Genomic DNA, 25,333 nt, shown 5'->3' on the forward strand with positions numbered 1-25,333 from the left:
GAAGTTGTAATGTCTTGCTAACTCGCCATCTGGGAGGCGCTATGAGTAGAAGCAGCACAGCCACAAACCTTGATTCATTCACTTTAGACGAAGACGTGGAAATGAACGTTCCAATGCCGTCTGCTGATGATAGTTCTGATACTGAAGCAATATCGGTTAATGATGATGACGCCGATATTGCTAAATATGAAGCAACTCAAAAAGCATTAGATGCTACTCAACTCTATCTCGGTGAGATTGGTTATTCGCCTCTTCTCACCGCAGAAGAAGAAGTCTTGTATGCACGTCGTGCATTGCGAGGTGATGAGGTTGCACGTAAACGAATGATTGAAAGTAATCTTCGTTTAGTAGTGAAAATCTCGCGTCGCTATAGTAACCGAGGACTTGCACTGCTCGACTTGGTGGAAGAAGGTAATTTAGGCCTGATCCGCGCTGTTGAGAAGTTTGATCCTGAACGAGGCTTCCGCTTCTCTACCTATGCGACATGGTGGATCCGCCAAACCATTGAGCGGGCAATCATGAATCAAACCCGCACCATCCGACTACCTATTCATGTAGTCAAAGAGCTCAATGTTTATCTACGTACGGCACGTGAATTAGCACAAAAGCTGGATCATGAGCCAACAGCCGAAGACATTGCACAACAGTTAGAAAAGCCTGTTGATGATGTGAATCGTATGCTGCGCTTAAATGAGCGAGTGAGCTCGGTAGATAATCCGATCGGTGGTGATTCAGAAAAAGCACTGCTTGATATTATTCCTGATGAAAAAGGTGGAAGTCCTGAATCATCAACCCAAGATGATGATATTAAAAACTCAATCGTTCATTGGTTACAAGAGCTTAATCCTAAGCAGCGTGAAGTGTTAGCGCGTCGATTCGGCTTACTGGGCTATGAAGCATCAACATTAGAAGATGTTGGGCGTGAGATCGGTTTAACCCGTGAGCGTGTTCGCCAAATTCAGGTTGAAGGTCTGCGACGCTTACGTGACATGCTAACGCACCAAGGACTTAATATTGAGTCGCTCTTTAATCAAGAGCTTTAATTTACTCGATTCAATGTAACCTTTTTACCTCCTTCTAAATACATTGAAATAGTAATAAGAAAAAAGGACGCAGAAGCGTCCTTTTTTGTTTCTGTTGAATGAGTTAAAGATTAAAGCAGTGCTTTTAATCGGTATAACTCATCTAAGGCTTGGCGTGGGGTTAAATCATCTGGATTCACATTCGCCAATGCTTCTTCCACTTCACTCGGCTCTGGGATCAAACTTAATTGATGCTCTTCTTTTGGTGCTTGTGAGGCTAAAGTGTCAGGTTGAAGTGCTTGTTGGTGACCTGATGCTTCTAGTTGTTGCAGCTTGATCTTAGCTCGCCTGATCACAGATTTCGGAACACCGGCTAAACTCGCTACCGCCAGACCGTAAGACTTACTCGCAGCACCTTCTTGAACGGCATGCATGAAGGCAATTTCATCACCGTGTTCGACAGCATCGAGGTGAACGTTCGCCAATCCGGTTAATAGTGAAGGCAACTCTGTTAGCTCGAAGTAGTGAGTGGCGAATAATGTCATGGCAGAGATCTTATCTGCCAGCCATTCAGCACTTGCCCATGCAAGTGATAGACCATCGTAAGTACTGGTACCACGACCGATTTCATCCATTAACACCAAGCTTTGCTGGGTGGCGTTATGAAGAATATTCGCCGTTTCCGTCATTTCAACCATGAAGGTTGAGCGACCAGAAGCTAAGTCATCAGAGGCACCAATACGGGTAAAGATACGATCTAGTGGACCAATTTTCACTGCTTCTGCTGGTACAAAAGAGCCCACATGTGCCATTAACGCAATCAATGCGGTTTGACGCATGTAAGTTGACTTACCACCCATGTTAGGACCGGTAATGATCAACATGCGGCGATCTTGATGCAGCGAAATAGGGTTAGCGATAAACGGTTCACTTAACACATGTTCAACCACAGGGTGACGACCTGCAGTGATCTCAATCCCTGTTTGTTCCATTAATTCTGGACGACAGTAATTGAGGCTATCGGCACGTTCAGCAAGGTTTGTTAAAACATCAAGTTCAGAAAGGGCGCTTGCTGCATTTTGCAGTTGCTCAAGATGTGGCAGTAGTTGATCAAATAGCTCTTCCCATAGCTTTTTCTCTAATGCGAGTGCTTTAGATTTTGAGTTAAGTACTTTGTCTTCATGCTCTTTAAGCTCAGGGATAATATAACGCTCGGCATTTTTCAGCGTTTGGCGACGCACGTAGTGGTTTGGTACTAAGTGGCTTTGACCACGGCTGACTTGAATGAAGAAACCGTGTACTTGGTTAAAGCCCACTTTCAAGCTATCAATATCATGACGCTCACGTTCACTAGCTTCTAATTCTTCTAAGAATTTGGTTGCGCCATCAGCGAGATCACGCCACTCATCAAGCTCTGCATTATAGCCCGGTGCTAATACGCCACCATCACGGATGATCACTGGTGGGTTTTCAATGATTGCACGTTCAAGCAGTTCGCATAGTTCATCCATTGGAGCGGCGTACGTCGCTAAATCACTAATGCGAGCTTGTGGTACTTCAGCTAATAGTTCAGCTAATTCTGGCAGATATTGCATGGCGGTACGCATGCGGGCTAAGTCACGAGGACGTGCCGAGCGCAGTGCTAAACGTGCCAAAATACGTTCTAAGTCACCCATATGACGTAGTACACCAGCGACATCAACAAACATACCGCTGTCTTTAAATGCTTCAATAGCATCTAAACGACCATTAAGTTGTTTTTGATCTCGGATAGGCTGGTGGAGCCAACGTTTCAGTAAACGGCTTCCCATTGGTGTTGCAGTTTGATCAAGTACCGATGCCAGTGTGTTGTCATAACCGCCAGCTAAGTTTTGCGTCAGCTCTAGGTTACGACGTGTAGCGGCATCTAAGATCACAGCATGATCTTTAGTATCTAACGTGATCGCACGAATATGGGGTAGTGCAGTACGTTGGGTATCTTTAACGTATTGCATCAAACAGCCTGCCGCACATAAACCAAGTTCTGTATTTTCAACGCCGAAACCGACTAAGTCACGAGTACCAAATTGCAGGGTTAATTGCTGACGTGCAGTGTCTAATTCAAATTCCCAAATAGGACGACGACGCTTACCTTTAAACGGTTCAACTAAATGCAGATAAGTGAAATCTTCTGGATAAAGCAGTTCAGCAGGGCTAGTGCGCTGAAGCTCAGCTTGCATTTCTTCTTCACTAGCAGGCTCAGTGAGCATGAAGCGGCCAGATGTGATATCTAAGGTTGCGTAGCCAAATTTGTTATTTTCGGTGTAAATTGCAGCAATTAAGTTGTCACGACGCTCATTAAGTAAGGCTTCATCACTGACAGTACCTGGCGTGACAATACGAACCACTTTACGCTCTACCGGGCCTTTGCTTGTTGCAGGATCGCCGATCTGTTCACAAATAGCGACAGAAACGCCTTGTTGTACCAGCTTGGCTAGGTAGCCTTCTACTGCGTGGTAAGGCACACCCGCCATAGGGATAGGCTCGCCATTGGTAGAGCCACGCTTTGTTAATGAGATATCAAGCAGTTGAGAGGCGCGCTTCGCATCATCAAAAAACATCTCGTAGAAGTCACCCATTCGATAGAACAGTAAAACGTCAGGGTTCTCAGCTTTGATTTTCAAAAACTGCTGCATCATAGGTGTATGTTTTTCTAAGCCTTTTATCGTCACGATATTGCCTACTCTTGCTTGAACTATGTCATGCTAAATTGACAGCATGACCAATGAATTTTGACCGCTAAGGATACGTGAATCCGCTAATAGGGCAAAGCGGGATAGCGAGTTTTTTTAAGATATTTGCAATGGTAGTTGTTAGGCGTAAAGTCACAAAATTAATTGCATTGAGTATGATGAAGTCATGCTTTTATGCACCACCATTAATCGTATTAGCAAGGAGCAACAAATGAATATTGAACAGCTGGCCACTGATTTAGGACTAGCCTTAAAAGATAAAGGTTGGATTGCGACAACTGCAGAATCATGTACCGGTGGTGGGGTCGCTTATGCCATTACTGAAATTCCTGGTAGCTCTGCATGGTTCAACCGCTCATTTGTCACTTATAGTAATGAAGCAAAGCAAGAGATGTTGAGCGTTTCAGGTGCGACACTGGCAGAGTTTGGTGCTGTCAGTGAAGGCGTTGTATTTGAAATGGCTTGTGGTGCATTAGCGGCATCTCGGGCTGATATCAGTGTGGCAATCAGTGGTATTGCTGGTCCTGATGGCGGCACTGCTGAAAAGCCTGTTGGCACGGTGTGGTTTGCATGGGCTGATAGTACAGATTGGCGACATACAATTTGTTGTCATTTTGAAGGTGATCGAAAATCAGTAAGATTACAAGCGATTGCTAAAGCCTTGTCTGTCATGCTGGAGCGAGTAAAAAGCGTGAATGAGTAAAAGTGGGCTGACGCATATTTAACAAAAAAAATGTAGTCATCTATAGACACTGTATGAATAGACAGTATACTAGTCTGCATTCAAACAGTTCAGAAATTTCATTTTAGCATCCGTTGGAGAGTCGAATGGACGACAACAAACAAAAGGCTCTTGCCGCAGCGTTAGGCCAGATTGAGAAGCAGTTCGGTAAAGGTTCAATCATGAAGTTGGGTGATAACCGTACTATGGATATCGAAACAATTTCAACCGGCTCCCTATCTTTAGATATTGCACTGGGTGCTGGTGGTTTACCAATGGGTCGTATCGTAGAAATCTACGGTCCTGAATCTTCAGGTAAAACAACCTTAACACTTGAAACGATTGCAGCAGCTCAGCGTAAAGGAAAAACCTGTGCTTTCATCGATGCTGAACACGCACTGGATCCTATTTACGCACAAAAGTTGGGTGTAGATATCGATCAGCTTTTAGTTTCTCAGCCAGATACGGGTGAGCAAGCATTAGAGATTTGTGATGCATTAGCACGCTCTGGTGCTGTTGATCTTATCGTTGTTGACTCCGTTGCCGCACTAACACCGAAAGCTGAAATCGAAGGTGAAATGGGTGACTCACACATGGGCCTACAAGCACGTATGCTTTCTCAAGCAATGCGTAAGCTAACAGGTAACCTAAAGCAGTCTAACTGTATGTGTATCTTCATCAACCAGATCCGTATGAAGATCGGTGTGATGTTTGGTAACCCAGAAACCACTACTGGTGGTAACGCACTGAAGTTCTACGCATCTGTTCGTCTTGATATCCGTCGTACTGGCGCTATCAAAGAAGGTGACGAAGTTGTTGGTAATGAAACGCGCATTAAAGTAGTTAAGAACAAGATTGCAGCACCATTTAAGCAAGCTGATACACAGATCCTTTACGGTCAAGGCTTTAACCGTAACGGTGAGCTAGTTGACCTAGGTGTTAAGCACAAGCTAGTAGAAAAAGCAGGTGCTTGGTACAGCTATAAGGGCGATAAGATCGGCCAAGGTAAAGCAAATGCGTGTAAGTTCTTAACTGAGAATCCAGAGACAGCAGCAGAGATCGAAGCTAAGTTACGTGAGTTATTACTTAGCCCAGTAACGGAAGGCGAAACATCTGAAGCGCAAGACAACATGGATATCGAAGAAGACGAAGCATTCTAAGACGTCTTTAATCGTGAAAACCCAGCCAACAGGTTGGGTTTTTTTATATCTTTTGTTTTTGAAAATAGACATTTAAATCCCTGTCATTAGCTGGTTTTTGATCTAATATACCTGAACATCATTTTTTATTTACTAAACTGTGAATGTAAGTTGTTGATAATACTTTGTAGGTGTGTGTTAGGTGAAAGAAGGTTTTTCATTACTGCGTTGGATTGGACGTACTCTACGCCGTTTTGCGTTATGGCTTTATAGCATTAGACATATTTTTGTCGCGCTATTTGTCCTTGCCAATAGTGGTCTTATATTCCACACCATTTATGGTTTGCCGGTTGATGTTATTGCTATTTTTAACGTTAAAAATTACGAGCAAATCAACCATACGTTTTTAACTAATGCCCCATATTTCATGTTGGGTGTCTTTATTGCACTAAGCTCAATAGGCTTATTTTTCCGAGCCCGTATCTCATGGATGATCAGCTTTACCTTGATGATCATCGATACCCTCTATACGGCACATATCCACCCAGATCAAACTTATAATATTCATTATGGTTTGATTTCATTGGTTATTTTATTTTTAGTTAGACGTCATTTCTCAAGAAGCAGTGTTGCGGCAGGTAGTATTTTTGCGTTGATCAGTGTGATCACCTTGATGCTCACCTCAACCTATGGTGCGTTGTACTTTGGCGATGGCTTTGAACCTAAGATCACTTCATTGCTTACAGCGTTTTATTATGCGATAGAAACCATGTCGACAGTGGGGTACGGTGATATTGTTCCGGTTTCTGAGCCTGCGCGATTATTTACCATTTCTGTGATTGTTTCCGGTATTACCGTGTTTGCAACATCGGCAACATCCGTATTAGGCCCGGTTGTTCATAGTGGTTTTGAACGACTCGTTAAAGGTAATAGCAAAAAGATGAATAGAACCAATCATTTTATTATTTGTGGCTTATCAAGCCTTGCAGTGAATACCATTAAACAACTGTCATCACGCAAACAGCCAATCACCGTGATTGTCTCTCCGCGTACGCAGCAAGCAGCGAAAGATTTGCTTGAAGATCTTGATGTTGTGGTTGGTGATTACAGTGATGGTGAGATATTAACGCAAGCGGGTGTGATGAATGCCAAAGCTATCTTGGCACTGAGTGATGATGATGCCGATAACGCGTTTATTGTGCTATCTGCAATTGAACTCGATAGCAATGCACGGACTGTTGCGTTGGTTAACGACAGTAAAAATATCAATAAAGTAAAAAGCGTTAATCCAGATATTGTGATTTCACCACAGCAGTTTGCGAGTGATATTCTGGCTCGGGTACTTAATGGTGAAAGTATTGATAGTGATTCTATTGTTTCATCATTGCTCAATTCAGTGCAGGGATTGTCTGAAAAAGAAATTTCGAAATAGCGACTAACTTGCCACTATCTGCTTTATTCATTGTAAATCTCATTCAATCGAGAGAATTACACAGACAAATGCATTAAAGATTTCGATTATTTAATGCATTTGTCCACATAACATTTCCTGTTATTGCCGCCGTTGTTTTACAATGGTCCCCAAAAAATTTATCTTAGTTCGATTACTCAACTCAGCCTTTTATCAAAAGTGTGTATTACGCACCAATAAAGGGTGAGTTAGAAGATCACCTAAGTATGATTTTCTGTCTTTCAATAAAAGCATTAATTCAGGATTTGCCAATGTACATGAGCACTGATGAGATCCGCCGTGCGTATCTTGCGTTTTTCGAGAGCAAAGGCCACCAAATCGTGGAAAGCTCCTCTCTTGTACCTGCGAACGACCCAACATTGTTGTTCACAAACGCGGGTATGAACCAATTTAAAGATGTTTTCTTAGGTTTAGAAAAGCGCAGCTACACGCGAGCGACAACGGCACAGCGTTGTGTACGTGCAGGCGGTAAGCATAACGACCTTGAAAATGTAGGCTTTACAGCGCGTCACCACACATTCTTTGAAATGTTAGGTAACTTCAGCTTTGGTGATTACTTCAAGCATGACGCTATCGCATACGCTTGGGAATTCTTAACATCAGTACTTAAGCTTCCTGCTGATCGCCTTGTTGTTACCGTTTATGAAACGGATGACGAAGCATTTGATATCTGGAACAAAGAAGTAGGTATTCCTGCTGATCGTATCGTGCGTATCGGTGATAAGAAAGGTGGTAAGCCTTTTGAATCTGACAACTTCTGGCAGATGGGTGACACAGGTCCTTGTGGTCCATGTACAGAGATTTTCTACGATCACGGTGATCACATCTGGGGTGGCCGTCCAGGCACACCTGAAGAAGATGGTGACCGTTTCATCGAGATCTGGAACAACGTATTTATGCAGTTCAACCGTCAAGCTGACGGCACAATGGAGCCGCTACCTAAGCCTTCTGTTGATACAGGTATGGGTATTGAGCGTATTGCTGCAATCATGCAAGGCGTTCACTCAAACTACGAAATCGATATTTTCCAAACGCTAATTAAAGAAGCGGCGAAAGTGATCGGTTTTGACGATCTATCTAACCAGTCACTACGCGTTGTTGCTGACCACATCCGTTCATGTGCTTACCTGATCTCTGACGGTGTTATGCCATCAAACGAAGGTCGTGGTTATGTACTACGCCGTATTATCCGTCGCGCAGTACGTCACGGTAACAAGCTAGGTGCACAAGGTGCGTTCTTCTACAAGCTTGTTGGCCCGCTAGCTGACATCATGGGTACTGCTGGTGAAGAGCTAAAAACACAGCAAGAACTCGTAGAAAAAGTACTTAAGATTGAAGAAGACAACTTTGGTCGTACTCTTGACCGTGGTTTGACAATTCTTAACGAAGCACTAGATAACTTAGACGGTAAAGTGCTTGATGGTGAAACTGTATTTAAACTATACGATACGTACGGTTTCCCAGCTGATTTAACCAACGATGTTGCTCGTGAGCGTGGCTTCTCTATCGATGAAGAAGGTTTTGAAGCGGCAATGGAAGAACAACGTCAACGTGCTCGTGATGCGGGTAACTTTGGTGTTGATTACAACGATGCAATCAAAGTTGATGCTGAAACAGAATTCTGTGGTTACAGCGCAACAGACGGCGAAGGTGAAATTGTTGCCCTATACCGTGATGGCGTTGCTGTTGATAGCGTAAATGCAGGTGAAGATGCGTTAGTTGTACTAACGAATACACCATTCTACGCAGAGTCAGGCGGTCAATGTGGTGATAGCGGTATTCTTACTGCTGAAGGTGTACTGTTCAACGTTGCTGACACGCAAAAGTTCGGTGCAGCTATTGGTCATAAAGGTCAAGTTGCTGAAGGTACGCTAACTGTTGGTCAAAAACTAACAGCATCTGTAGATTCAGCGCGCCGTGCAGCAATTAGCCTAAACCACTCAGCAACACACCTAATGCACGCAGCACTGCGTAACATTTTAGGTGAGCATGTCGCTCAGAAAGGTTCATTAGTAAAAGCTGATGGTCTACGTTTTGACTTCTCTAACCTAGAAGCCGTTAAACCTGAGCAACTACGTGCAGTTGAAATCATGGTTAACGATCAAATCCGTGCTAACCACGCGATTGAAACCAACATCATGGACATCGAAGCGGCGAAAGCGAAAGGTGCAATGGCACTGTTTGGCGAGAAGTACGATGACGAAGTTCGTGTATTAAGCATGGGTGAGTTCTCAACTGAGCTTTGTGGTGGTATTCACGCTACTCGCACTGGTGATATTGGTCTATTTAAGATCCTATCTGAGAGTGGTATCGCTGCAGGTATTCGTCGTATTGAAGCGGTAACAGGCGCTGCTGCAATCGAAGCGATGCACACTGAAGATGCAATGCTTGCTAAGACAGCTCGCCTAGTGAAATCAGATTCAGCATCAGTTGTTAGCAAAGTGGAAGCATTAGTTTCTCACAGCAAGCAACTAGAAAAAGAAATTCAACAATTAAAAGATAAGCTAGCGGCTCAAGAAGGCGCAAACCTTATCAACCAAGCGCAAGAGATCAACGGCGTTAAAGTTTTAATCGCAAAACTTAACGGTGCTGATAACAAAGCCCTACGTGGTATGGTTGATGAATTAAAGAATCAGCTAGGTAGTGGTGTAGTTTTACTAGGTAATGTAAGCGACGATAAAGTTGGCTTAATTGCTGGTGTAACAAAAGATCTTGTTGGCAAAGTTAAAGCGGGTGAACTAGTTAACCTAGTTGCTCAACAAGTTGGCGGCAAGGGCGGCGGTCGTCCTGATATGGCGCAAGCAGGTGGTACAGACGCAGCAGCATTGCCTGCAGCACTAGAAACCGTTGCACCATGGCTAGCTGACAAACTGTAATCACTGGAGAGGTAATGTGGCACTATTAGTGCAGAAATTTGGTGGAACATCGGTTGGCTCTATTGAGCGAATTGAAGCGGTGGCTGAGCGTGTGATCAAAGCACGCCAGTCTGGCCATCAAGTTGTCGTTGTTCTTTCTGCTATGGCAGGGGAGACCAATCGTTTATTAGGTCTAGCCAAGCAAATTGACGAAGTACCAACACCGCGCGAGCTTGATGTTCTGCTTGCTGCGGGCGAGCAGGTGTCAATTGCCTTGTTAGCCATGGCATTGAATAAACGTGGCTACAGTGCGGTATCGTTGACAGCTGATCAGGTTGTTATTCGAACTGATAATGCATTTAATAATGCCACTATTCGTGAAGTAGAAACGCAACGAATGACAGCATTACTTAGCAACGATAACATTGTTATCGTTGCGGGTTTCCAAGGTCGTGATGTTGAAGGTAACATCACGACATTGGGACGTGGTGGCTCTGATACCACTGCGGTTGCTATTGCAAGTGCGTTAGATGCCGACGAATGTCAGATCTTTACCGATGTCGATGGTGTTTACTCCACTGATCCGAGAATCGTTCCTACAGCAACACGACTAGATGTGATCCACTTTGACCATATGACGTCAATGGCACGTTTAGGTGCGAAAGTGCTACAATTGCAGTCTGTAGAGTATGCCTGTCAGCATCGTGTTCCACTTCGAGTGCTTTCATCTTTCGATGAAGGCGAAGGAACACTAGTAAATTTTGATAGTATGGTTTCATCAACTATCATAGGTGTCGCGCTACAAAAGCAGCATGTATTGCTGGAGATCGCGCTACCAAAAACAGAGCTGAATAAGCAAATATCATTATTTGGATTAGCCGTGTGGATCCTTGATCACAGTAGTGACGAGAATAAATCACAAATAGTTGCTGCAAATGATGATATTGCGCGTTTGAAGCTAGTTTTTGATAGTAAAATGCGCCATATTGGTATGGTCTCGATTCTGTCTCTTGTTGGGGATGGAACACAACATTGTTTGGATGCCGTCCAAAAAGTGTTAAAAGAGGCTAGCATTAAAGTGCATACTTATCAGGGTGACGCTAAGTGTTTATCTTTGTTGATTGATGATGAAGATCATGTCGCTGCTGTAGATTTAATCCATAAAAAGTTTGTGGTTGATAGCCAAAGTCTGGATAATCGATCATATCTCGCTGTTTCTTGAGCAGTGGCTATTTACGAAAACGTAAATAATATTGGATAATAAACGTTAAATTCTTATAAGATTGAGATGACTCAAGGAGCACATAAATGCTAATTTTGACACGTCGCGTAGGTGAAACTCTAATGATCGGTGACGAAGTTACCGTTACTGTTTTAGGTGTTAAAGGTAACCAAGTACGTATTGGTGTTAATGCACCTAAAGAAGTATCTGTTCACCGCGAAGAAATCTACATGCGAATTCAAGCGGAAAAAGAAACTGACTCTCAGGGTTCTGGCAACTATTAATTTGAAAAAGGTCAGGTATAAAAGCCTGGCCTTTTTTGTACCTGTCGTATGTGGTTATTTAAAATATTTATTTAATTGGCACAGGAAATAGCAGCAAATAAGTTAAAAATGAGTGAATATTTTAACGCTTACGTTGTATAAATTATCTCATTGGCTATTAAGTACGCATGCAGTCAGAGATTGTCGTTTTTTATCAATAAAGTGTTTGACTTATTTTTGGCTGACAGTAATATGAGCCCCCGAAAGACGGTGAGGTGGCCGAGAGGCTGAAGGCGCTCCCCTGCTAAGGGAGTATACGGTTTATCCCGTATCGAGGGTTCGAATCCCTCCTTCACCGCCATTTTTCTTGTTTAATTTCTTAAATAAGAATGTCTTAAATGACACTCAGTGCGCGCGTAGCTCAGCTGGATAGAGTACCTGGCTACGAACCAGGCGGTCGGAGGTTCGAATCCTCCCGCGCGCACCATTATTTAGAGTGATAAGTTTTACACTTGTTATTCGCACCGATTTGAGTGGTGAGGTGGCCGAGAGGCTGAAGGCGCTCCCCTGCTAAGGGAGTATACGGTTTATCCCGTATCGAGGGTTCGAATCCCTCCTTCACCGCCATTTATTACCTCTTTTTAAAAGAGGTAAGTCTGCAAAGACATCTGCGCGCTCGTAGCTCAGCTGGATAGAGTACCTGGCTACGAACCAGGCGGTCGGAGGTTCGAATCCTCCCGAGCGCGCCATTATTTAGAGTGACGAGTTTTACACTTGTTATTCGCACCGATTTGAGTGGTGAGGTGGCCGAGAGGCTGAAGGCGCTCCCCTGCTAAGGGAGTATACGGTTTATCCCGTATCGAGGGTTCGAATCCCTCCTTCACCGCCATTTAATTGCTGTTGTCAAGGATTACCGCAAGGTAAGGTTTGGCGACTGCATTATTTCCTTTTATAGCTAAAAGGAATACCTTTCTGAAAAGAAAGTTCTGCGCGCTCGTAGCTCAGCTGGATAGAGTACCTGGCTACGAACCAGGCGGTCGGAGGTTCGAATCCTCCCGCGCGCACCATCTTCTCCTGTTTAAAGAAGACTAAACAATTAAACAACTCAGTGCGCGCGTAGCTCAGCTGGATAGAGTACCTGGCTACGAACCAGGCGGTCGGAGGTTCGAATCCTCCCGCGCGCACCATCTTCTCCTGTTTAAAGAAGACTAAATAATTAAACAACTCAGTGCGCGCGTAGCTCAGCTGGATAGAGTACCTGGCTACGAACCAGGCGGTCGGAGGTTCGAATCCTCCCGCGCGCACCATCTTCTCCTGTTTAAAGAAGACTAAACTAATTAAACAACTCAGTGCGCGCGTAGCTCAGCTGGATAGAGTACCTGGCTACGAACCAGGCGGTCGGAGGTTCGAATCCTCCCGCGCGCACCATCTTCTCCTGTTTAAAGAAGACTAAATTAATTAAACAACTCAGTGCGCGCGTAGCTCAGCTGGATAGAGTACCTGGCTACGAACCAGGCGGTCGGAGGTTCGAATCCTCCCGCGCGCACCATCTTCTCCTGTTTAAAGAAGACTAAATTAATTAAACAACTCAGTGCGCGCGTAGCTCAGCTGGATAGAGTACCTGGCTACGAACCAGGCGGTCGGAGGTTCGAATCCTCCCGCGCGCACCATCTTCTCCTGTTTAAAGAAGACTAAACTAATTAAACAACTCAGTGCGCGCGTAGCTCAGCTGGATAGAGTACCTGGCTACGAACCAGGCGGTCGGAGGTTCGAATCCTCCCGCGCGCACCATCTTCTCCTGTTTAAAGAAGACTAAACTAATTAAACAACTCAGTGCGCGCGTAGCTCAGCTGGATAGAGTACCTGGCTACGAACCAGGCGGTCGGAGGTTCGAATCCTCCCGCGCGCACCATCTTCTCCTGTTTAAAGAAGACTAAATAATTAAACAACTCAGTGCGCGCGTAGCTCAGCTGGATAGAGTACCTGGCTACGAACCAGGCGGTCGGAGGTTCGAATCCTCCCGCGCGCACCATCTTCTCCTGTTTAAAGAAGACTAAATAATTAAACAACTCAGTGCGCGCGTAGCTCAGCTGGATAGAGTACCTGGCTACGAACCAGGCGGTCGGAGGTTCGAATCCTCCCGCGCGCACCACATTATTTAACGTGATGAGCTTTAATGCTTGTTACTGCAACACCGATTTAGTGCGCGCGTAGCTCAGCTGGATAGAGTACCTGGCTACGAACCAGGCGGTCGGAGGTTCGAATCCTCCCGCGCGCACCATTGTTTAAAAGCTCAGCCTCTGGCTGGGCTTTTTTCATATCTGCTGCTTTTCATTTCCATTCATTATTTATTCTATTAAGGCTCTATTCTTTGTGAGAATAATAGAACTAGTCTTTTATTTACTTAGAATCAATAAGGGTATCTAACTCATTATTTATCATGCTAATTTCCTCATTTTAAGCTTATATCCCACTCTTATAAATTTATTATTTTTCTTTTCTTTTTATTAAATATCAGTGTGTTAAAACTTTTTCTTTAATATATATGTATCACCATTCATATCGTGGCTGCATGTAAAGAAATTCTGCAATAAAAACTGATAATTACGTTTATAACGAGTAAAAATTAGACTAATGTTGCAAATTTAATCAATTTTTATTAATCGATTTGACTTGTTTTTTATTGTCATGATAATCGTTAACACTACGGTCACAATTAGAAGGAATTTATGATGACTGATCTGGGAGATACGCTGTGGCAAGCAGCGGTAATTATGGCAACAGGAATGGTTGTTGTATTTGTCTTTCTATCAATCCTTATTTTTTTGGTGAAATTGTTGGCAAAACTTGCGCCAGCAGAGCCAATTGAAGCGCCTCAAACTGCCAAATCGGCAGTGATCCCAAATCAAAACGGTATTAAACCTGATGTGATTGCAGCGATCTCAGCCGCTGTGCATCAGTATCGCCAAGCGAAAAGCTCGAGCTGATATTTCCAACTAATACACAGTTTTGATTTTAGGACACTTATTCTTACAAGGAGTTTTGAACATGTCCAAGCCTCTAGCTATCACCGATGTGGTATTGCGTGATGCACACCAATCTTTATTTGCTACCCGTCTTCGCCTTGAAGATATGTTGCCAATTGCCGCTCAACTTGATGATGTGGGTTATTGGTCGTTAGAAACATGGGGCGGCGCTACTTTTGATTCGTGCATTCGTTATCTTGGTGAAGATCCTTGGGAGCGTCTGCGTGCATTAAAACAAGTGATGCCAAAAACACCGATGCAGATGCTACTTCGTGGACAAAATCTACTTGGTTATCGTCATTATGGTGATGATGTTGTAGAAAAGTTTGTTGAGCGTGCACATGCGAATGGTATGGATGTTTTCCGTATTTTTGATGCCATGAACGATGTACGTAACCTTGAGAAAGCAACTAAATCTGTGGTTGATGTCGGAGCTCATGCGCAAGGTACGATTTCTTACACAACTAGCCCTGTACATACATTAGATACATGGACTGATTTAGCTAAGCGTTTGGAAGATCTAGGCTGCCACTCGATTTGTATTAAAGATATGGCGGGGTTACTAAAGCCTTATGAAGCCGAAGAGCTGATCAAACGCATTAAAGCATCATGTGATATTCCACTAGCCTTACACTGTCATGCAACAACGGGTCTTTCAACAGCAACTGCTGTGAAGGCAGTAGAAGCCGGACTCGATATTCTCGATACGTCTATTTCTTCAATGAGCCAAACTTACGGTCACACACCAACAGAAACGGTCGTTGCAATGCTACAAGGTACTGGTCGTGATACGAACTTAGATCTTGAAAAATTCGCTCCGATTGCCAGCTACTTCCGTGATGTTCGCAAAAAATATGCGAAATTTGAAGGCAGCTTGAAAGGTGTTGATGCACGTATTCTATTAGCACAAGTACCTGGTGGCATGCTGACTAACATGGAAAGTCAGTTAAAAGAGCAAGGTGCAGCCGATCGTTTTGATGAAGTATTAGAAGAGATCCCACGTGTACGTGAAGATCTTGGTTTTATTCCATTAGTTACGCCAACATCACAAATTGTCGGTACTCAAGCGGTATTAAACGTACTGACAGGTGAGCGTTATAAGAGCATCAGTAAAGAAACAGCCGGTATTTTAAAAGGTGAGTACGGTGCTGCTCCTGCGCCAGTAAATAGTGAGCTTCAAGCAAAAGTGCTTGATGGTGCTGAGCCAATTACTTGCCGTCCAGCTGATTTGATTGCTGATGAGCTATCGACGTTAACAGATGAATTAGTGGCGAAAGCGAAAGCTGACGGTATTACACTTGCTGAGCAGCAAGTTGATGATGTATTAACTTACGCATTATTCCCACAAGTTGGGCTTAACTTCCTGAAAAACCGTAACAACCCAGATGCTTTCGAGCCAGTACCTACGGGTGAAGAGCTTGTTGTTGCAGCACCTGCTGCGAAAGCGGTTGCTGAGGTTGAAAGCTATAGCGTACGTGTAAACGGTCAGGTTTATAACGTTGAAGTTGCAGAAGGTGGTGAACTTTCTTCTGTGGAAGTGGCACAACAGCCAGCATCAGCGCCTGTCGCTGCACCTACGCCAAGTGCTGCAGCGGAGGCGGTAGGTGCACCGCTAGCGGGTAATATCTTTAAGATCAACGTTCAGCCGGGTCACCAAGTGACTGAAGGTGATGTGTTAGTGATCTTAGAAGCGATGAAGATGGAAACAGAAGTACGTGCAGCACGTAGCGGTGTCGTTGACCAACTACATGTAAAAGAAGGTGACTCTGTGACTGTTGGCTCGCCAATCATTAGTTTGGCATAAGAGGTAACCATGGAAGGTTTATTAAAACTCTGGGCCGAAACAGGGATTGCGAACTTCGAGTTTGGTCAGATCGTGATGATCATCGTCGGGTGTGGTCTACTGTTTTTGGCTATTCGTAAGGGCTTTGAGCCGTTATTGCTATTGCCGATGGGATTCGGTGCCATTCTTGCCAATATCCCTAATGCTGGGTTTACCGATCCTGGTGGTCTACTGTACTACATCTATTATGTGGGGATTGAAACGGGAATTTTCCCACTGTTGATCTTCATGGGTGTTGGTGCCATGACCGACTTTGGTGCCTTGATTGCTAACCCTAAAACCTTGTTATTAGGTGCGGCAGCGCAGTTTGGTATTTTCTTTACCTTATTCGGTGCAATTGTATTGAATGTTATACCGGGTATGGAATTTACGCTCGCTGATGCGTCATCAATCGCTATTATTGGTGGTGCGGATGGTCCTACAGCTATCTTCCTTGCTAGTCGCTTATCACCTGATTTATTAGGTGCAATAGCCGTTGCAGCCTATAGCTATATGGCACTGGTGCCGATTATTCAGCCGCCGATCATGAAAGCGTTAACGACACCTGAAGAGCGTCAAATTCAGATGCAGCAGCTTCGTCATGTTACGAAGACGGAAAAAGTATTGTTCCCATTAGCGGTATTGCTAATGACAATCTTGTTCCTACCATCAGCAACACCGCTGGTTGGTATGTTCTGTTTAGGTAACTTAATGCGTGAGTCTGGTGTGGTGGATCGTCTGTCAAATACAGTACAGAACGAGCTTATCAACATTGTGACTATCATGCTTGGTTTAGGTGTTGGTTCAAAACTTGAAGCTGCGACATTCCTTCAGATCGAAACACTGGGTATCTTGGTGCTAGGTGCAGTGGCATTCAGTGTCGGTACTGGTGGTGGTGTGTTAATGGCAAAAGCGCTTAACCGCTTTAGTAAAGAGCCAATTAACCCATTGATCGGTGCGGCGGGTGTATCTGCTGTGCCAATGGCGGCACGTGTAGTTAATAAAGTAGGTCTAGATGCAAACCCACAAAATTTCTTATTAATGCACGCAATGGGACCAAACGTAGCAGGGGTATTAGGCTCAGCAGTAGCAGCTGGTATTTTGTTAGCACTGGTTGGTGGTTAATACTTCTATTATTCATTATTGAAGATAAAGGCAGCATATCGCTGCCTTTTTTCGTTTTTAAGCATTATAAAAACGGTTTAAACGATTATCGTCCAATGGCACACTGCGTTATCGATATTTTAAGGCGTTAATCAATGACTGAGTTTTTTTCCGGTGATACGGGATTATGGGTATTATTTGCTACCGGTTTTTTAAGTGCCACTTTGTTACCCGGTGGATCTGAGGCTAATCTTATTGCGGCAGTTAAGCTGGGTGATAACCCGATTTGGCAAATTGTAGCTGTCGTTGCAATAGGTAATACCTTAGGTGGTCTCACCAATTATTGGTTAGGGCTTTTGCTTCCCGATAAAACTTCCGAGCAAAAACAGAGTCATAAAGCTTTATTGTGGTTAAAAAAATACGGTTACTGGAGCTTGTTGCTCAGTTGGATGCCTATCATTGGTGATCCATTATGTTTAGCAGCAGGCTGGCTACGCATGCGTTTTGGGTGGTGTGCTGTAGTTATATTTATTGGAAAAACATTACGTTATATCGCATTAGCCGCAATCGTACTGGGACTTTTCCCATCATTACCATTTTAAGGAATTCGAGAGTGCAAAAATGGATCCTGAGTGCAGCGGTGCTGTCACTAACGGGCTGTAGTCAATTTGTAGAGCAGTCATCAACCCAAGCGTTACCGAAAGGGGTAACGTTTGTCGAGCAAGTTAAAGCGGTGAAGGGAGAAGCTGTGATCCCTTATAGTAAATACCGTTTAGCCAATGGGCTAACTGTGATTTTATCGCCTGATCATTCTGATCCGTTAGTGAATGTGGATGTGACTTACCATGTGGGCTCAGCACGGGAGCAACAAGGTAAATCAGGATTTGCTCACTTCTTTGAGCATATGATGTTCCAAGGCTCGAAACATGTTGGCGATCAGCAGCATTTCAAATTGATCACGGAAGCGGGCGGTAATTTAAATGGTAGCACTAATCGAGATCGCACCAATTATTTTGAAACGGTACCAGCTAATCAATTAGAAAAAGTGTTGTGGCTTGAATCCGATCGTATGGGCTTTTTACTTGATGCGGTATCTCAGCGTAAGTTTGAAATTCAGCGTGATACAGTGAAAAACGAGCGTGCGCAAAACTTTGAAAACCGTCCGTATGGTTTGATTTATGAAAAAATGGCAGAAGCTTTATATCCACGTAGCCATCCATATTCATGGCAAACCATTGGCTATGTAGAAGATTTAGATCGTGTTGATGTTAACGATCTTAAAGCTTTCTTCCTACGCTGGTATGGGCCAAACAATGCTACCTTAACCATTGGTGGTGATATTAATAAAGCGCAAACATTGGAGTGGGTAAATAAATACTTTGGCTCTATTCCGCGTGGTCCTGAAGTAAAAAATGCACCGAAGCAACCGGTGACATTACCGTCTGATCGTTACATTACACTGCAAGATAATATTAAGCAGCCAATGTTAATGATGGGATGGCCGACAGCGTATTTAGGCGCAGCAGAGCAACCATCATTAGATATGTTGGGCCAAGTGATCGGTAGCGGTACCAATAGCTTGCTGTATCAAAAACTGGTGAAAACAGGCAAAGCCGTTGATGCAGGCGCATTTCAAGATTGTGCAGAGCTTGCTTGTACCATGTATGTGTATGCGATGGCGCCAAGTGGTGACAAAGGCCATTTAGATACACTACGTAAAGAAGTGATGTCAGTCGTTAATGGCATTGAAAAGCAAGGGATCAAAAAAGCCCAACTGGATGAAATTAAAGGTTCGGTAGAAGCGAGTGCGATTTATGGCTTACAAAGTGTCAGTGGTAAGGTCTCGCAACTTGCGGCTTACCAAACATTTTTTGGTAACCCTAACTACATTTCAACGGATCTAGCGAACATTGAGAAAGTGAATACGCAGAGCGTTATGCGTGCGTATAACCAATACATTTATCAGCATCCTAGTGTCACATTAAGTGTTATTCCACATGGTGAATTACAGCTTCAGGCGGCAAAACCTAACTATACGCCAGCCCCTCGCGTGTTACCGAAAAACACCAAGATCAAAGATAAAGATCTGGCGTATCGTACCGTTAAAGACAACTTTGATCGCTCAGTAATGCCGAAGGCTTCAAAACCTGTTAAAGCGGTAATGCCAACGCTGTATGAATTTAGCTTGGCGAATGGGATCAAAGTGATTGGTACTCAGTATCAAGAAACCCCAACCATTAGCTTGCAATTAACAGTACCTGCTGGGCGTCGTTTAGATCCAGCAAATAAAGAAGGCTTAGCTGAGCTTACTGCAGCCATGATGAATGAAGGCTCAGAGAAGTTTACAGCTGAAGAAATAGCTTCTAAGTTAGACACACTAGGCAGTAATATTTCTGTGCGTGCAGGGCTTTATGGCACCACAATATCGCTAAGCACATTAACCAAAAACTTACCTGAAACTATGGCGTTATTGGAGCAGCGTTTATTCCATCCTACGTTTAAAGAAAGTGATTTTAACCGCCTTAAAAAGCAGATGATTGAAGGTATTGTTTATGAGCACCAAAGTGCTGATTGGTTAGCAGACCAAGCAACCCGAGAAGTCTTATTTAAAGGAACGGTATTTAGTCGCCCATCTGATGGTACGAAACAAACCTTGAGTCGTATCACGCTGCAAGATGTGAAAGATTTCTACCAGCGTTATTACACGCCAAACAGTGCTGATGCCGTTGTGGTGGGGGATATTACCCAATCTCAATTAACGAAAGCGTTAGCACCTATTGGGCAATGGCAAGGGGCACCAGCACCAAGTATTACGCCACAAGTTTTACCTGTATTAAAGAAACAAGCTATTTGGTTAGTGAACAAACCTGATGCTCCACAAACGGTGATCCGTTTAGCGCGTCAGGGGATGCCATTTGATGCAACGGGTGAGCTATTTAAAACTCAGTTAGCGAACTTTAACTTAGCCGGTAACTTTAATAGCCGTATTAACATGAATTTACGTGAAGATAAAGGCTATACCTATGGGGCTGGCGGTTATTTCAGTGGTGGTAAAGAGGTAGGACTAGGCGTGTATTACGCGCAAGTTCGCGCCAATACTACCGTTGCTTCGATTAAAGAATTCTTAGCTGAACTTAAGAAAATGAGTACATCTGGATTAACTGATAAAGAGGTTAACTTTATGCGCTTAGCGGTAGGTCAGCAAGATGCTCTTAGTTATGAAACGCCAAGCCAAAAAGCAGCCTTATTAGGTAATATTTTAGCCTATCATCTACCTAAGGATTTTGTCGCGCAACGTAATCATATTGTCGATAGCATCAGCAAATCCACGATGGATAAACTTGCTGAAAAATGGTTTGACCCTAAAGACTATCAAATCATTGTGGTTGGTGATGCGAAAAGCTTAGAGCCACAATTGAAGACATTAGGGTTACCTGTGCATCTTCTCTCCCTAACGAAATAATCGTGCTTTCGGTAACAACTAGTACGCGGTGCTAGTTGTTACCATTCAGTAAAAGTCTTTCGCAAGTTTTGCTGATATAAATGATGGTAATCACATGCAATAATGATTACTCTGTTTTCCTTAAATTAGATTAAAACGAGAATAGCCTTGATGGATTTTTCACAGAGGTTACAGCAGCTTTCTACTCATGCTGATGCATTAACCCAGTTTGGGCGTGGACTTGAACGAGAGTCACTTCGAATTACTGCTGACAGGCATTTATCCCAACAACCTCATCCCGTGGCATTAGGTTCTGCACTAACCAATAAGTGGATCACAACTGATTTTGCCGAATCATTGTTGGAATTTATTACACCAGTATCAACCGACGTTGATCAGCTGTTATGGCAACTTGAAGATATCCATAAATTTGCTTTAAGCAAGATGGATGGTGAGCGTTTATGGCCAATGTCGATGCCATGTTTTGTTGGCTCGCAAGATGACATTACCTTAGCGCAATACGGTTCATCGAATACTGGGCGTATGAAAACGCTTTACCGCGAAGGCTTGAAGCATCGTTATGGTAGCGTGATGCAGATCATCTCTGGTGTTCACTTTAACTTCTCATTCTCAGATAGTTTTTGGGATGGTCTATTTGGTGAGCAAACACCAGAGCAACGCCAAGAATCAGTATCAGATGCATACTTCGGTTTGATCCGTAACTACTACCGCTTTGGCTGGTTAATCCCTTATTTATTTGGGGCGTCTCCTGCACTTTGTGGCTCTTTTATTAAAGACGACAAAGTGAAGGAATCATTTAGCAAAGTGGGTACAGGTACCTATTACTTAGAAAATGCAACAGCATTACGATTAAGTGATTTGGGTTACACTAATAATGCGCAAAGCTCGCTGAAAATTGGCTTTAATAGCTTAGAACAGTACCTAGATGGCTTAAATAAAGCGATTCATACTCCGTCAAAAGAGTTTGCTGAGATTGGTGTGATTGTTGATGGTGAACGCCGTCAGCTAAACAGCAATGTACTACAGATTGAAAATGAGCTTTATGCACCAATTCGCGCTAAACGTGTAACGAAAAGTGGTGAAAAACCATCAGAAGCATTAAAGCGTGGCGGCGTTGAGTACATCGAAGTACGTTCGCTAGATGTAAACCCATTTAGCCCGATTGGTATCAGTGAAGATCAAGTTCGTTTCCTTGATTTATTCCTAACGTGGGCGGTATTAACACCATCTGCTGATATGGATGACAGCGAGTTGGCTTGCTGGCGTGATAACTGGAACCGTGTTGTGGTAGACGGTCGTAATCCTGAGCTAATGCTTAAGATCGGCTGTGCTGGTGAGCGTTTAAGCTTAAAAGATTGGGGCTCGCGTGTCTTTGCTGAGTTGGAGCAAGTAGCGAAAACCATTGATGAGCTAAACGGTAACACTCTTTACCAACAAACATGTGAGCGTTTATTAGGTTGGATCCAGCATCCTGAACGTACGCTATCAGCGCAATTGCTTGAGCAAATTAAAGCGGAGCAAGGCATTGGTAATGTAGGTTACAAGTTAGCGGCACAACATTTAGATTACCTAAATGAGCAAGGTTTCCGCTTCTATGATGCAAAAACGTTTGAACAAGAAGTACATCATTCAATAGAGAAGCAACAGCAAATTGAACGTGATGATACTGTCTCTTTTGACGAATACCTTGATAACTATTTTGCCGACATTAATATCGGATTATAAATAGCAGCACAGAGAGCGTTATAAGCTTCTCGTGTTAATTAAAGCTGGTATCAGGACGGTACCAGCTTATTATTTTTTATATTTTGTGATGCGCACAGATATAACAGGGATGATCATACCTTTCTTTCAGTTTCCATTCCCTTTCATCTTGATATCCTGTCGTACTCAATCCATGCCTTATTTTTAACGTGCGAGTATATATGCAGCTTTCTCTTCGTTTATTTTTGTTACTCGGTATCACTTTTATTGTGACAGGGTGTGCCAGTGCGCCGCCACGGGATCAGTCGAATATTTGTAATATCTTCCGCCAGTACCCTAGTTGGTATGACGATGCTGTTGATATGCAAAAAGAGTGGGGTACGCCAATCAATGTGGCGATGGCAATTATTAAGCAAGAAAGTAGCTTTCGTCATGATGCTCAACCACCAAAAGATTACGTACTCGGTTTTATTCCTTGGGGACGTGTGAGCAGTGCTTATGGTTACGCACAAGCGCAAGATCCAGCATGGGAAGATTTCCAAAAACACACCGGGCATGGTGGCTCTCGTACCGACTTTGGTGATTCACTACAGTTTGTTGGTTGGTATACCCATGAAACCCAGCGTCAGCTTGGGATCTCTAAATGGGATGCGTATCGTCAATACCTTGCTTACCATGAAGGGCGAGGTGGCTATAAACGTGGAACATATTGGAAAAAGCCATGGTTGACCAAGGTTGCGCGTAAAGTAGAGCAGCAATCGAAGAATTATGGTTGGCAGCTAAAACAGTGCCGCAAAGAATTAGAAAGTAAGAGAAGCTGGTGGTTTTAATTCATAAGTTGCTAACTTAGGAAAAACACCAATAATTGAATAAGTCAGGATTTACGTGCAAGGAGAAGCAAACAATGCCATTACTCGATAGCTTTACCGTCGATCATACTAAGATGAATGCACCTGCGGTTCGTGTGGCAAAGACCATGCAGACTCCAAAAGGTGACACGATTACCGTATTTGATCTGCGTTTTTGTCGCCCTAATGTCGATATTTTAAGTGAGCGTGGTATTCATACTTTAGAGCATCTTTACGCAGGTTTTATGCGTGCGCATTTAAACTCGCAAGATGTCGAGATCATTGATATTTCACCTATGGGATGTCGTACAGGTTTTTATATGAGCTTAATCGGCACGCCAACTGAAGAGATGGTTGCGGCAAGCTGGAAAGCGGCGATGGAAGATGTGCTAAAAGTTGAGTCACAAAATCAGATCCCTGAGCTTAATGAATACCAGTGCGGTACTTATGACATGCACTCGTTAGATGAAGCGAAGCAAATTGCTCAAACGATCCTAGCGCAAGGGATCTCTGTTAACTTAAATAATGAGTTGGCATTACCTGAAGCGATGTTGCAAGAGCTAAAAGTAAAATAAGCTGGTGGGCAAATAACAGATAATAAAAAAGCCGACATCATGTCGGCTTTTTTGTGTTTATTATGGGTTGTCTGGTAACACTTTGATTAATTTAATCATATTGTCTGACACTTCCACAATCTCCATCTTATGATCAGCAATCATAATACTGACCTGATTTTCTGGAATGTATTCTAAGTGCTCTAAGATCAAACCATTTAAGGTTCGAGGGCCATCAGTGGGCAGTTTCCAATTTAAGCTCTTGTTCAAATCTCGAATGTTGGCACTGCCTTCAATCATTAAACTACCATCACTTTGAGCGGTAATTTCTTCTGCTAACGTTGGCGCAATAGAGGTAGTAAATTCACCGACGATCTCTTCTAAGATATCTTCTACTGTGATCAAGCCTTGAATGTCACCGTATTCATCAACAATCAGACCAATACGCTCTTTATTGCGCTGGAACTTCAACAGTTGGATATTCAGTGGTGTACCTTCTGGTATGAAATATACTTCATCCGCTGCACGTAGAAGGTTTTCTTTGCTGAAATCGTTTTTATCCATCATAAGGCGATATGCTTCACGGACACGCAGCATACCCACGACTTCATCTATATTGTCACGGTATAGCACGATGCGACCATGAGCTGAATGGCTTAACTGACGAACAATTGATTTCCAATCATCATTTACGTTAATCGCTGCAATTTCACTGCGTGGCACCATTAGATCTTCAACGGTGACATTTTCTAAATCCAGAATTGAAAGCAGCATGTCTTGGTGACGACGTGGGATCAAGCCGCCAGCTTCATTAACCACAGTACGCAGTTCTTCTGAACTCAATTTTGATGACGTGTTATCACTGCTTTTTAAACCCAGCAAGAATAAGAAAGCGCTGGTAATACCGTTGACGAACCATACCAATGGGTAAAGCACTTTCATCAAGATATTTAATACAATACTGCTGGCATAAGAGATCCGCTCTGGATAAAGCGCAGCAACAGTTTTCGGCGTCACTTCGGCAAAAACGAGAATTAAAATGGTTAGAGCACCGGTTGCAATCGCCACCCCTGCATCACCGTATAAACGCATACCTAAAATAGTTGCGATGGCTGACGCGAGGATATTTACAAGGTTATTACCGATTAAGATCAAGCCAATTAAGCGGTCAGTACGAGAAAGTAGCTTCTCAACACGTTTTGCTCCTTTGTGGCCTTGGTTGGCCATATGGCGCAGTTTGTAGCGGTTTAGTGCCATCATGCCTGTTTCTGAACTGGAGAAGTAGGCTGATAGGATGATCATTAAAATGAGTAGAGAGAACAGTACACCCGTGGAGATATCGTCCAAAAGTTGTAATCCTTAATTTTTTATACAAGCTGAAAGCCCA

At 43.4% G+C, this 25,333-nt stretch carries 17 protein-coding genes and 16 tRNA genes; 31 read left to right on the top strand and 2 right to left on the bottom strand.

Translation table 11 applies throughout. The features are described from left to right. Positions 1-41 precede the first annotated feature (41 nt). Complete coding sequence (gene rpoS, locus Q7657_RS11445; protein WP_008988024.1) at positions 42-1,043, top strand: RNA polymerase sigma factor RpoS; 1,002 nt, start codon at positions 42-44, stop codon at positions 1,041-1,043. Between the two features lie 110 nt (positions 1,044-1,153). On the opposite strand, the gene mutS is transcribed toward rpoS, so the two are convergent. Next, a complete protein-coding gene (gene mutS, locus Q7657_RS11450; RefSeq protein ID WP_107167243.1) occupies positions 1,154-3,733 on the bottom strand; it encodes a DNA mismatch repair protein MutS in 2,580 nt (859 codons plus the stop codon). A gap of 232 nt (positions 3,734-3,965) precedes the next feature. On the opposite strand from mutS, the gene pncC reads away from it, so the two are divergent. From pncC to luxS, 30 genes are all read left to right on the top strand, one after another. Next, a complete protein-coding gene (gene pncC, locus Q7657_RS11455; protein WP_107167242.1) occupies positions 3,966-4,457 on the top strand; it encodes a nicotinamide-nucleotide amidase in 492 nt (163 codons plus the stop codon). 125 nt (positions 4,458-4,582) lie between these two features. Further along, the gene (recA, locus tag Q7657_RS11460) at positions 4,583-5,635 is read left to right on the top strand and encodes a recombinase RecA (protein WP_008988027.1); all 1,053 of its coding nucleotides are present in this window, start codon (positions 4,583-4,585) and stop codon (positions 5,633-5,635) included. Between the two features lie 181 nt (positions 5,636-5,816). Continuing rightward, positions 5,817-7,046, top strand: coding sequence for a voltage-gated potassium channel protein (gene kch / locus Q7657_RS11465; RefSeq protein ID WP_053987325.1), 1,230 nt, complete (start codon positions 5,817-5,819; stop codon positions 7,044-7,046). A 290-nt stretch (positions 7,047-7,336) separates the two neighbouring features. Beyond that, a complete protein-coding gene (gene alaS, locus Q7657_RS11470) occupies positions 7,337-9,961 on the top strand; it encodes an alanine--tRNA ligase (RefSeq protein WP_107167241.1) in 2,625 nt (874 codons plus the stop codon). A 16-nt stretch (positions 9,962-9,977) separates the two neighbouring features. Beyond that, positions 9,978-11,162, top strand: coding sequence for an aspartate kinase (locus Q7657_RS11475; protein ID WP_107167240.1), 1,185 nt, complete (start codon positions 9,978-9,980; stop codon positions 11,160-11,162). 86 nt (positions 11,163-11,248) lie between these two features. Then, positions 11,249-11,446, top strand: coding sequence for a carbon storage regulator CsrA (gene csrA / locus Q7657_RS11480; protein ID WP_005371488.1), 198 nt, complete (start codon positions 11,249-11,251; stop codon positions 11,444-11,446). Positions 11,447-11,694: 248 nt separating this feature from the next. Then, positions 11,695-11,786: transfer RNA gene (locus tag Q7657_RS11485), tRNA-Ser, on the top strand. A gap of 49 nt (positions 11,787-11,835) precedes the next feature. Next, positions 11,836-11,912 (top strand) — tRNA-Arg (locus tag Q7657_RS11490). Between the two features lie 48 nt (positions 11,913-11,960). Next, positions 11,961-12,052 (top strand) — tRNA-Ser (locus Q7657_RS11495). Between the two features lie 45 nt (positions 12,053-12,097). Further along, positions 12,098-12,174, top strand: a tRNA-Arg gene (locus tag Q7657_RS11500). A gap of 48 nt (positions 12,175-12,222) precedes the next feature. Then, positions 12,223-12,314, top strand: a tRNA-Ser gene (locus Q7657_RS11505). 99 nt (positions 12,315-12,413) lie between these two features. Further along, positions 12,414-12,492 (top strand) — tRNA-Arg (locus tag Q7657_RS11510). Positions 12,493-12,535: 43 nt separating this feature from the next. Continuing rightward, positions 12,536-12,612, top strand: a tRNA-Arg gene (locus Q7657_RS11515). Between the two features lie 43 nt (positions 12,613-12,655). Beyond that, positions 12,656-12,732: transfer RNA gene (locus Q7657_RS11520), tRNA-Arg, on the top strand. Between the two features lie 44 nt (positions 12,733-12,776). Beyond that, positions 12,777-12,853: transfer RNA gene (locus Q7657_RS11525), tRNA-Arg, on the top strand. A gap of 44 nt (positions 12,854-12,897) precedes the next feature. Then, positions 12,898-12,974, top strand: a tRNA-Arg gene (locus tag Q7657_RS11530). A gap of 44 nt (positions 12,975-13,018) precedes the next feature. Continuing rightward, positions 13,019-13,095: transfer RNA gene (locus Q7657_RS11535), tRNA-Arg, on the top strand. A gap of 44 nt (positions 13,096-13,139) precedes the next feature. Continuing rightward, positions 13,140-13,216 (top strand) — tRNA-Arg (locus Q7657_RS11540). Between the two features lie 44 nt (positions 13,217-13,260). Then, a tRNA-Arg gene (locus Q7657_RS11545) sits at positions 13,261-13,337 on the top strand. Positions 13,338-13,380: 43 nt separating this feature from the next. Beyond that, positions 13,381-13,457: transfer RNA gene (locus Q7657_RS11550), tRNA-Arg, on the top strand. A 43-nt stretch (positions 13,458-13,500) separates the two neighbouring features. Next, positions 13,501-13,577 (top strand) — tRNA-Arg (locus tag Q7657_RS11555). Positions 13,578-13,629: 52 nt separating this feature from the next. Beyond that, positions 13,630-13,706, top strand: a tRNA-Arg gene (locus Q7657_RS11560). A gap of 451 nt (positions 13,707-14,157) precedes the next feature. Then, positions 14,158-14,412, top strand: a complete 255-nt coding sequence (locus Q7657_RS11565; RefSeq protein WP_107167467.1) for an oxaloacetate decarboxylase subunit gamma — start codon at positions 14,158-14,160, stop codon at positions 14,410-14,412. Positions 14,413-14,473: 61 nt separating this feature from the next. Continuing rightward, positions 14,474-16,255 (top strand): sodium-extruding oxaloacetate decarboxylase subunit alpha, encoded by a 1,782-nt coding sequence (gene oadA / locus Q7657_RS11570; protein ID WP_107167466.1) that lies wholly within the window; start codon positions 14,474-14,476, stop codon positions 16,253-16,255. Between the two features lie 9 nt (positions 16,256-16,264). Beyond that, complete coding sequence (locus Q7657_RS11575) at positions 16,265-17,398, top strand: sodium ion-translocating decarboxylase subunit beta (RefSeq protein WP_053986462.1); 1,134 nt, start codon at positions 16,265-16,267, stop codon at positions 17,396-17,398. A gap of 134 nt (positions 17,399-17,532) precedes the next feature. Further along, positions 17,533-17,979, top strand: coding sequence for a YqaA family protein (locus tag Q7657_RS11580; RefSeq protein WP_107167465.1), 447 nt, complete (start codon positions 17,533-17,535; stop codon positions 17,977-17,979). An 11-nt stretch (positions 17,980-17,990) separates the two neighbouring features. Continuing rightward, entirely contained in the window at positions 17,991-20,840 is a 2,850-nt protein-coding gene (locus Q7657_RS11585) for a M16 family metallopeptidase (RefSeq protein ID WP_107167464.1), read from the top strand. Between the two features lie 147 nt (positions 20,841-20,987). Continuing rightward, on the top strand, positions 20,988-22,565 hold the full coding sequence (gene gshA, locus Q7657_RS11590) for a glutamate--cysteine ligase (RefSeq protein WP_181319911.1): 1,578 nt from the start codon (positions 20,988-20,990) through the stop codon (positions 22,563-22,565). A 200-nt stretch (positions 22,566-22,765) separates the two neighbouring features. Beyond that, positions 22,766-23,374, top strand: a complete 609-nt coding sequence (locus tag Q7657_RS11595) for a transglycosylase SLT domain-containing protein (protein ID WP_053986458.1) — start codon at positions 22,766-22,768, stop codon at positions 23,372-23,374. Between the two features lie 74 nt (positions 23,375-23,448). Next, positions 23,449-23,967, top strand: coding sequence for an S-ribosylhomocysteine lyase (gene luxS, locus Q7657_RS11600; protein WP_107167461.1), 519 nt, complete (start codon positions 23,449-23,451; stop codon positions 23,965-23,967). 60 nt (positions 23,968-24,027) lie between these two features. On the opposite strand, the gene Q7657_RS11605 is transcribed toward luxS, so the two are convergent. Next, a complete protein-coding gene (locus tag Q7657_RS11605) occupies positions 24,028-25,293 on the bottom strand; it encodes an HlyC/CorC family transporter (RefSeq protein ID WP_053986456.1) in 1,266 nt (421 codons plus the stop codon). Positions 25,294-25,333: the final 40 nt, after the last annotated feature.

The organism is Candidatus Photobacterium acropomis (assembly GCF_030685555.1).
GTDB classification, from domain to species: Bacteria; Pseudomonadota; Gammaproteobacteria; order Enterobacterales; family Vibrionaceae; genus Photobacterium; species Photobacterium lucens.

Excerpts from the sequence above, each read along its gene's own strand:
- oadA (WP_107167466.1), top strand. The coding sequence starts at position 14,474 with ATGTCCAAGCCTCTAGCTATCACCGATGTGGTATTGCGTGATGCACAC.
- luxS (WP_107167461.1), top strand. The coding sequence starts at position 23,449 with ATGCCATTACTCGATAGCTTTACCGTCGATCATACTAAGATGAATGCA.
- Q7657_RS11565 (WP_107167467.1), top strand. The coding sequence starts at position 14,158 with ATGACTGATCTGGGAGATACGCTGTGGCAAGCAGCGGTAATTATGGCA.
- Q7657_RS11595 (WP_053986458.1), top strand. The coding sequence starts at position 22,766 with ATGCAGCTTTCTCTTCGTTTATTTTTGTTACTCGGTATCACTTTTATT.
- rpoS (WP_008988024.1), top strand. The coding sequence starts at position 42 with ATGAGTAGAAGCAGCACAGCCACAAACCTTGATTCATTCACTTTAGAC.
- recA (WP_008988027.1), top strand. The coding sequence starts at position 4,583 with ATGGACGACAACAAACAAAAGGCTCTTGCCGCAGCGTTAGGCCAGATT.
- pncC (WP_107167242.1), top strand. The coding sequence starts at position 3,966 with ATGAATATTGAACAGCTGGCCACTGATTTAGGACTAGCCTTAAAAGAT.
- Q7657_RS11580 (WP_107167465.1), top strand. The coding sequence starts at position 17,533 with ATGACTGAGTTTTTTTCCGGTGATACGGGATTATGGGTATTATTTGCT.
- csrA (WP_005371488.1), top strand. The coding sequence starts at position 11,249 with ATGCTAATTTTGACACGTCGCGTAGGTGAAACTCTAATGATCGGTGAC.
- alaS (WP_107167241.1), top strand. The coding sequence starts at position 7,337 with ATGTACATGAGCACTGATGAGATCCGCCGTGCGTATCTTGCGTTTTTC.
- Q7657_RS11575 (WP_053986462.1), top strand. The coding sequence starts at position 16,265 with ATGGAAGGTTTATTAAAACTCTGGGCCGAAACAGGGATTGCGAACTTC.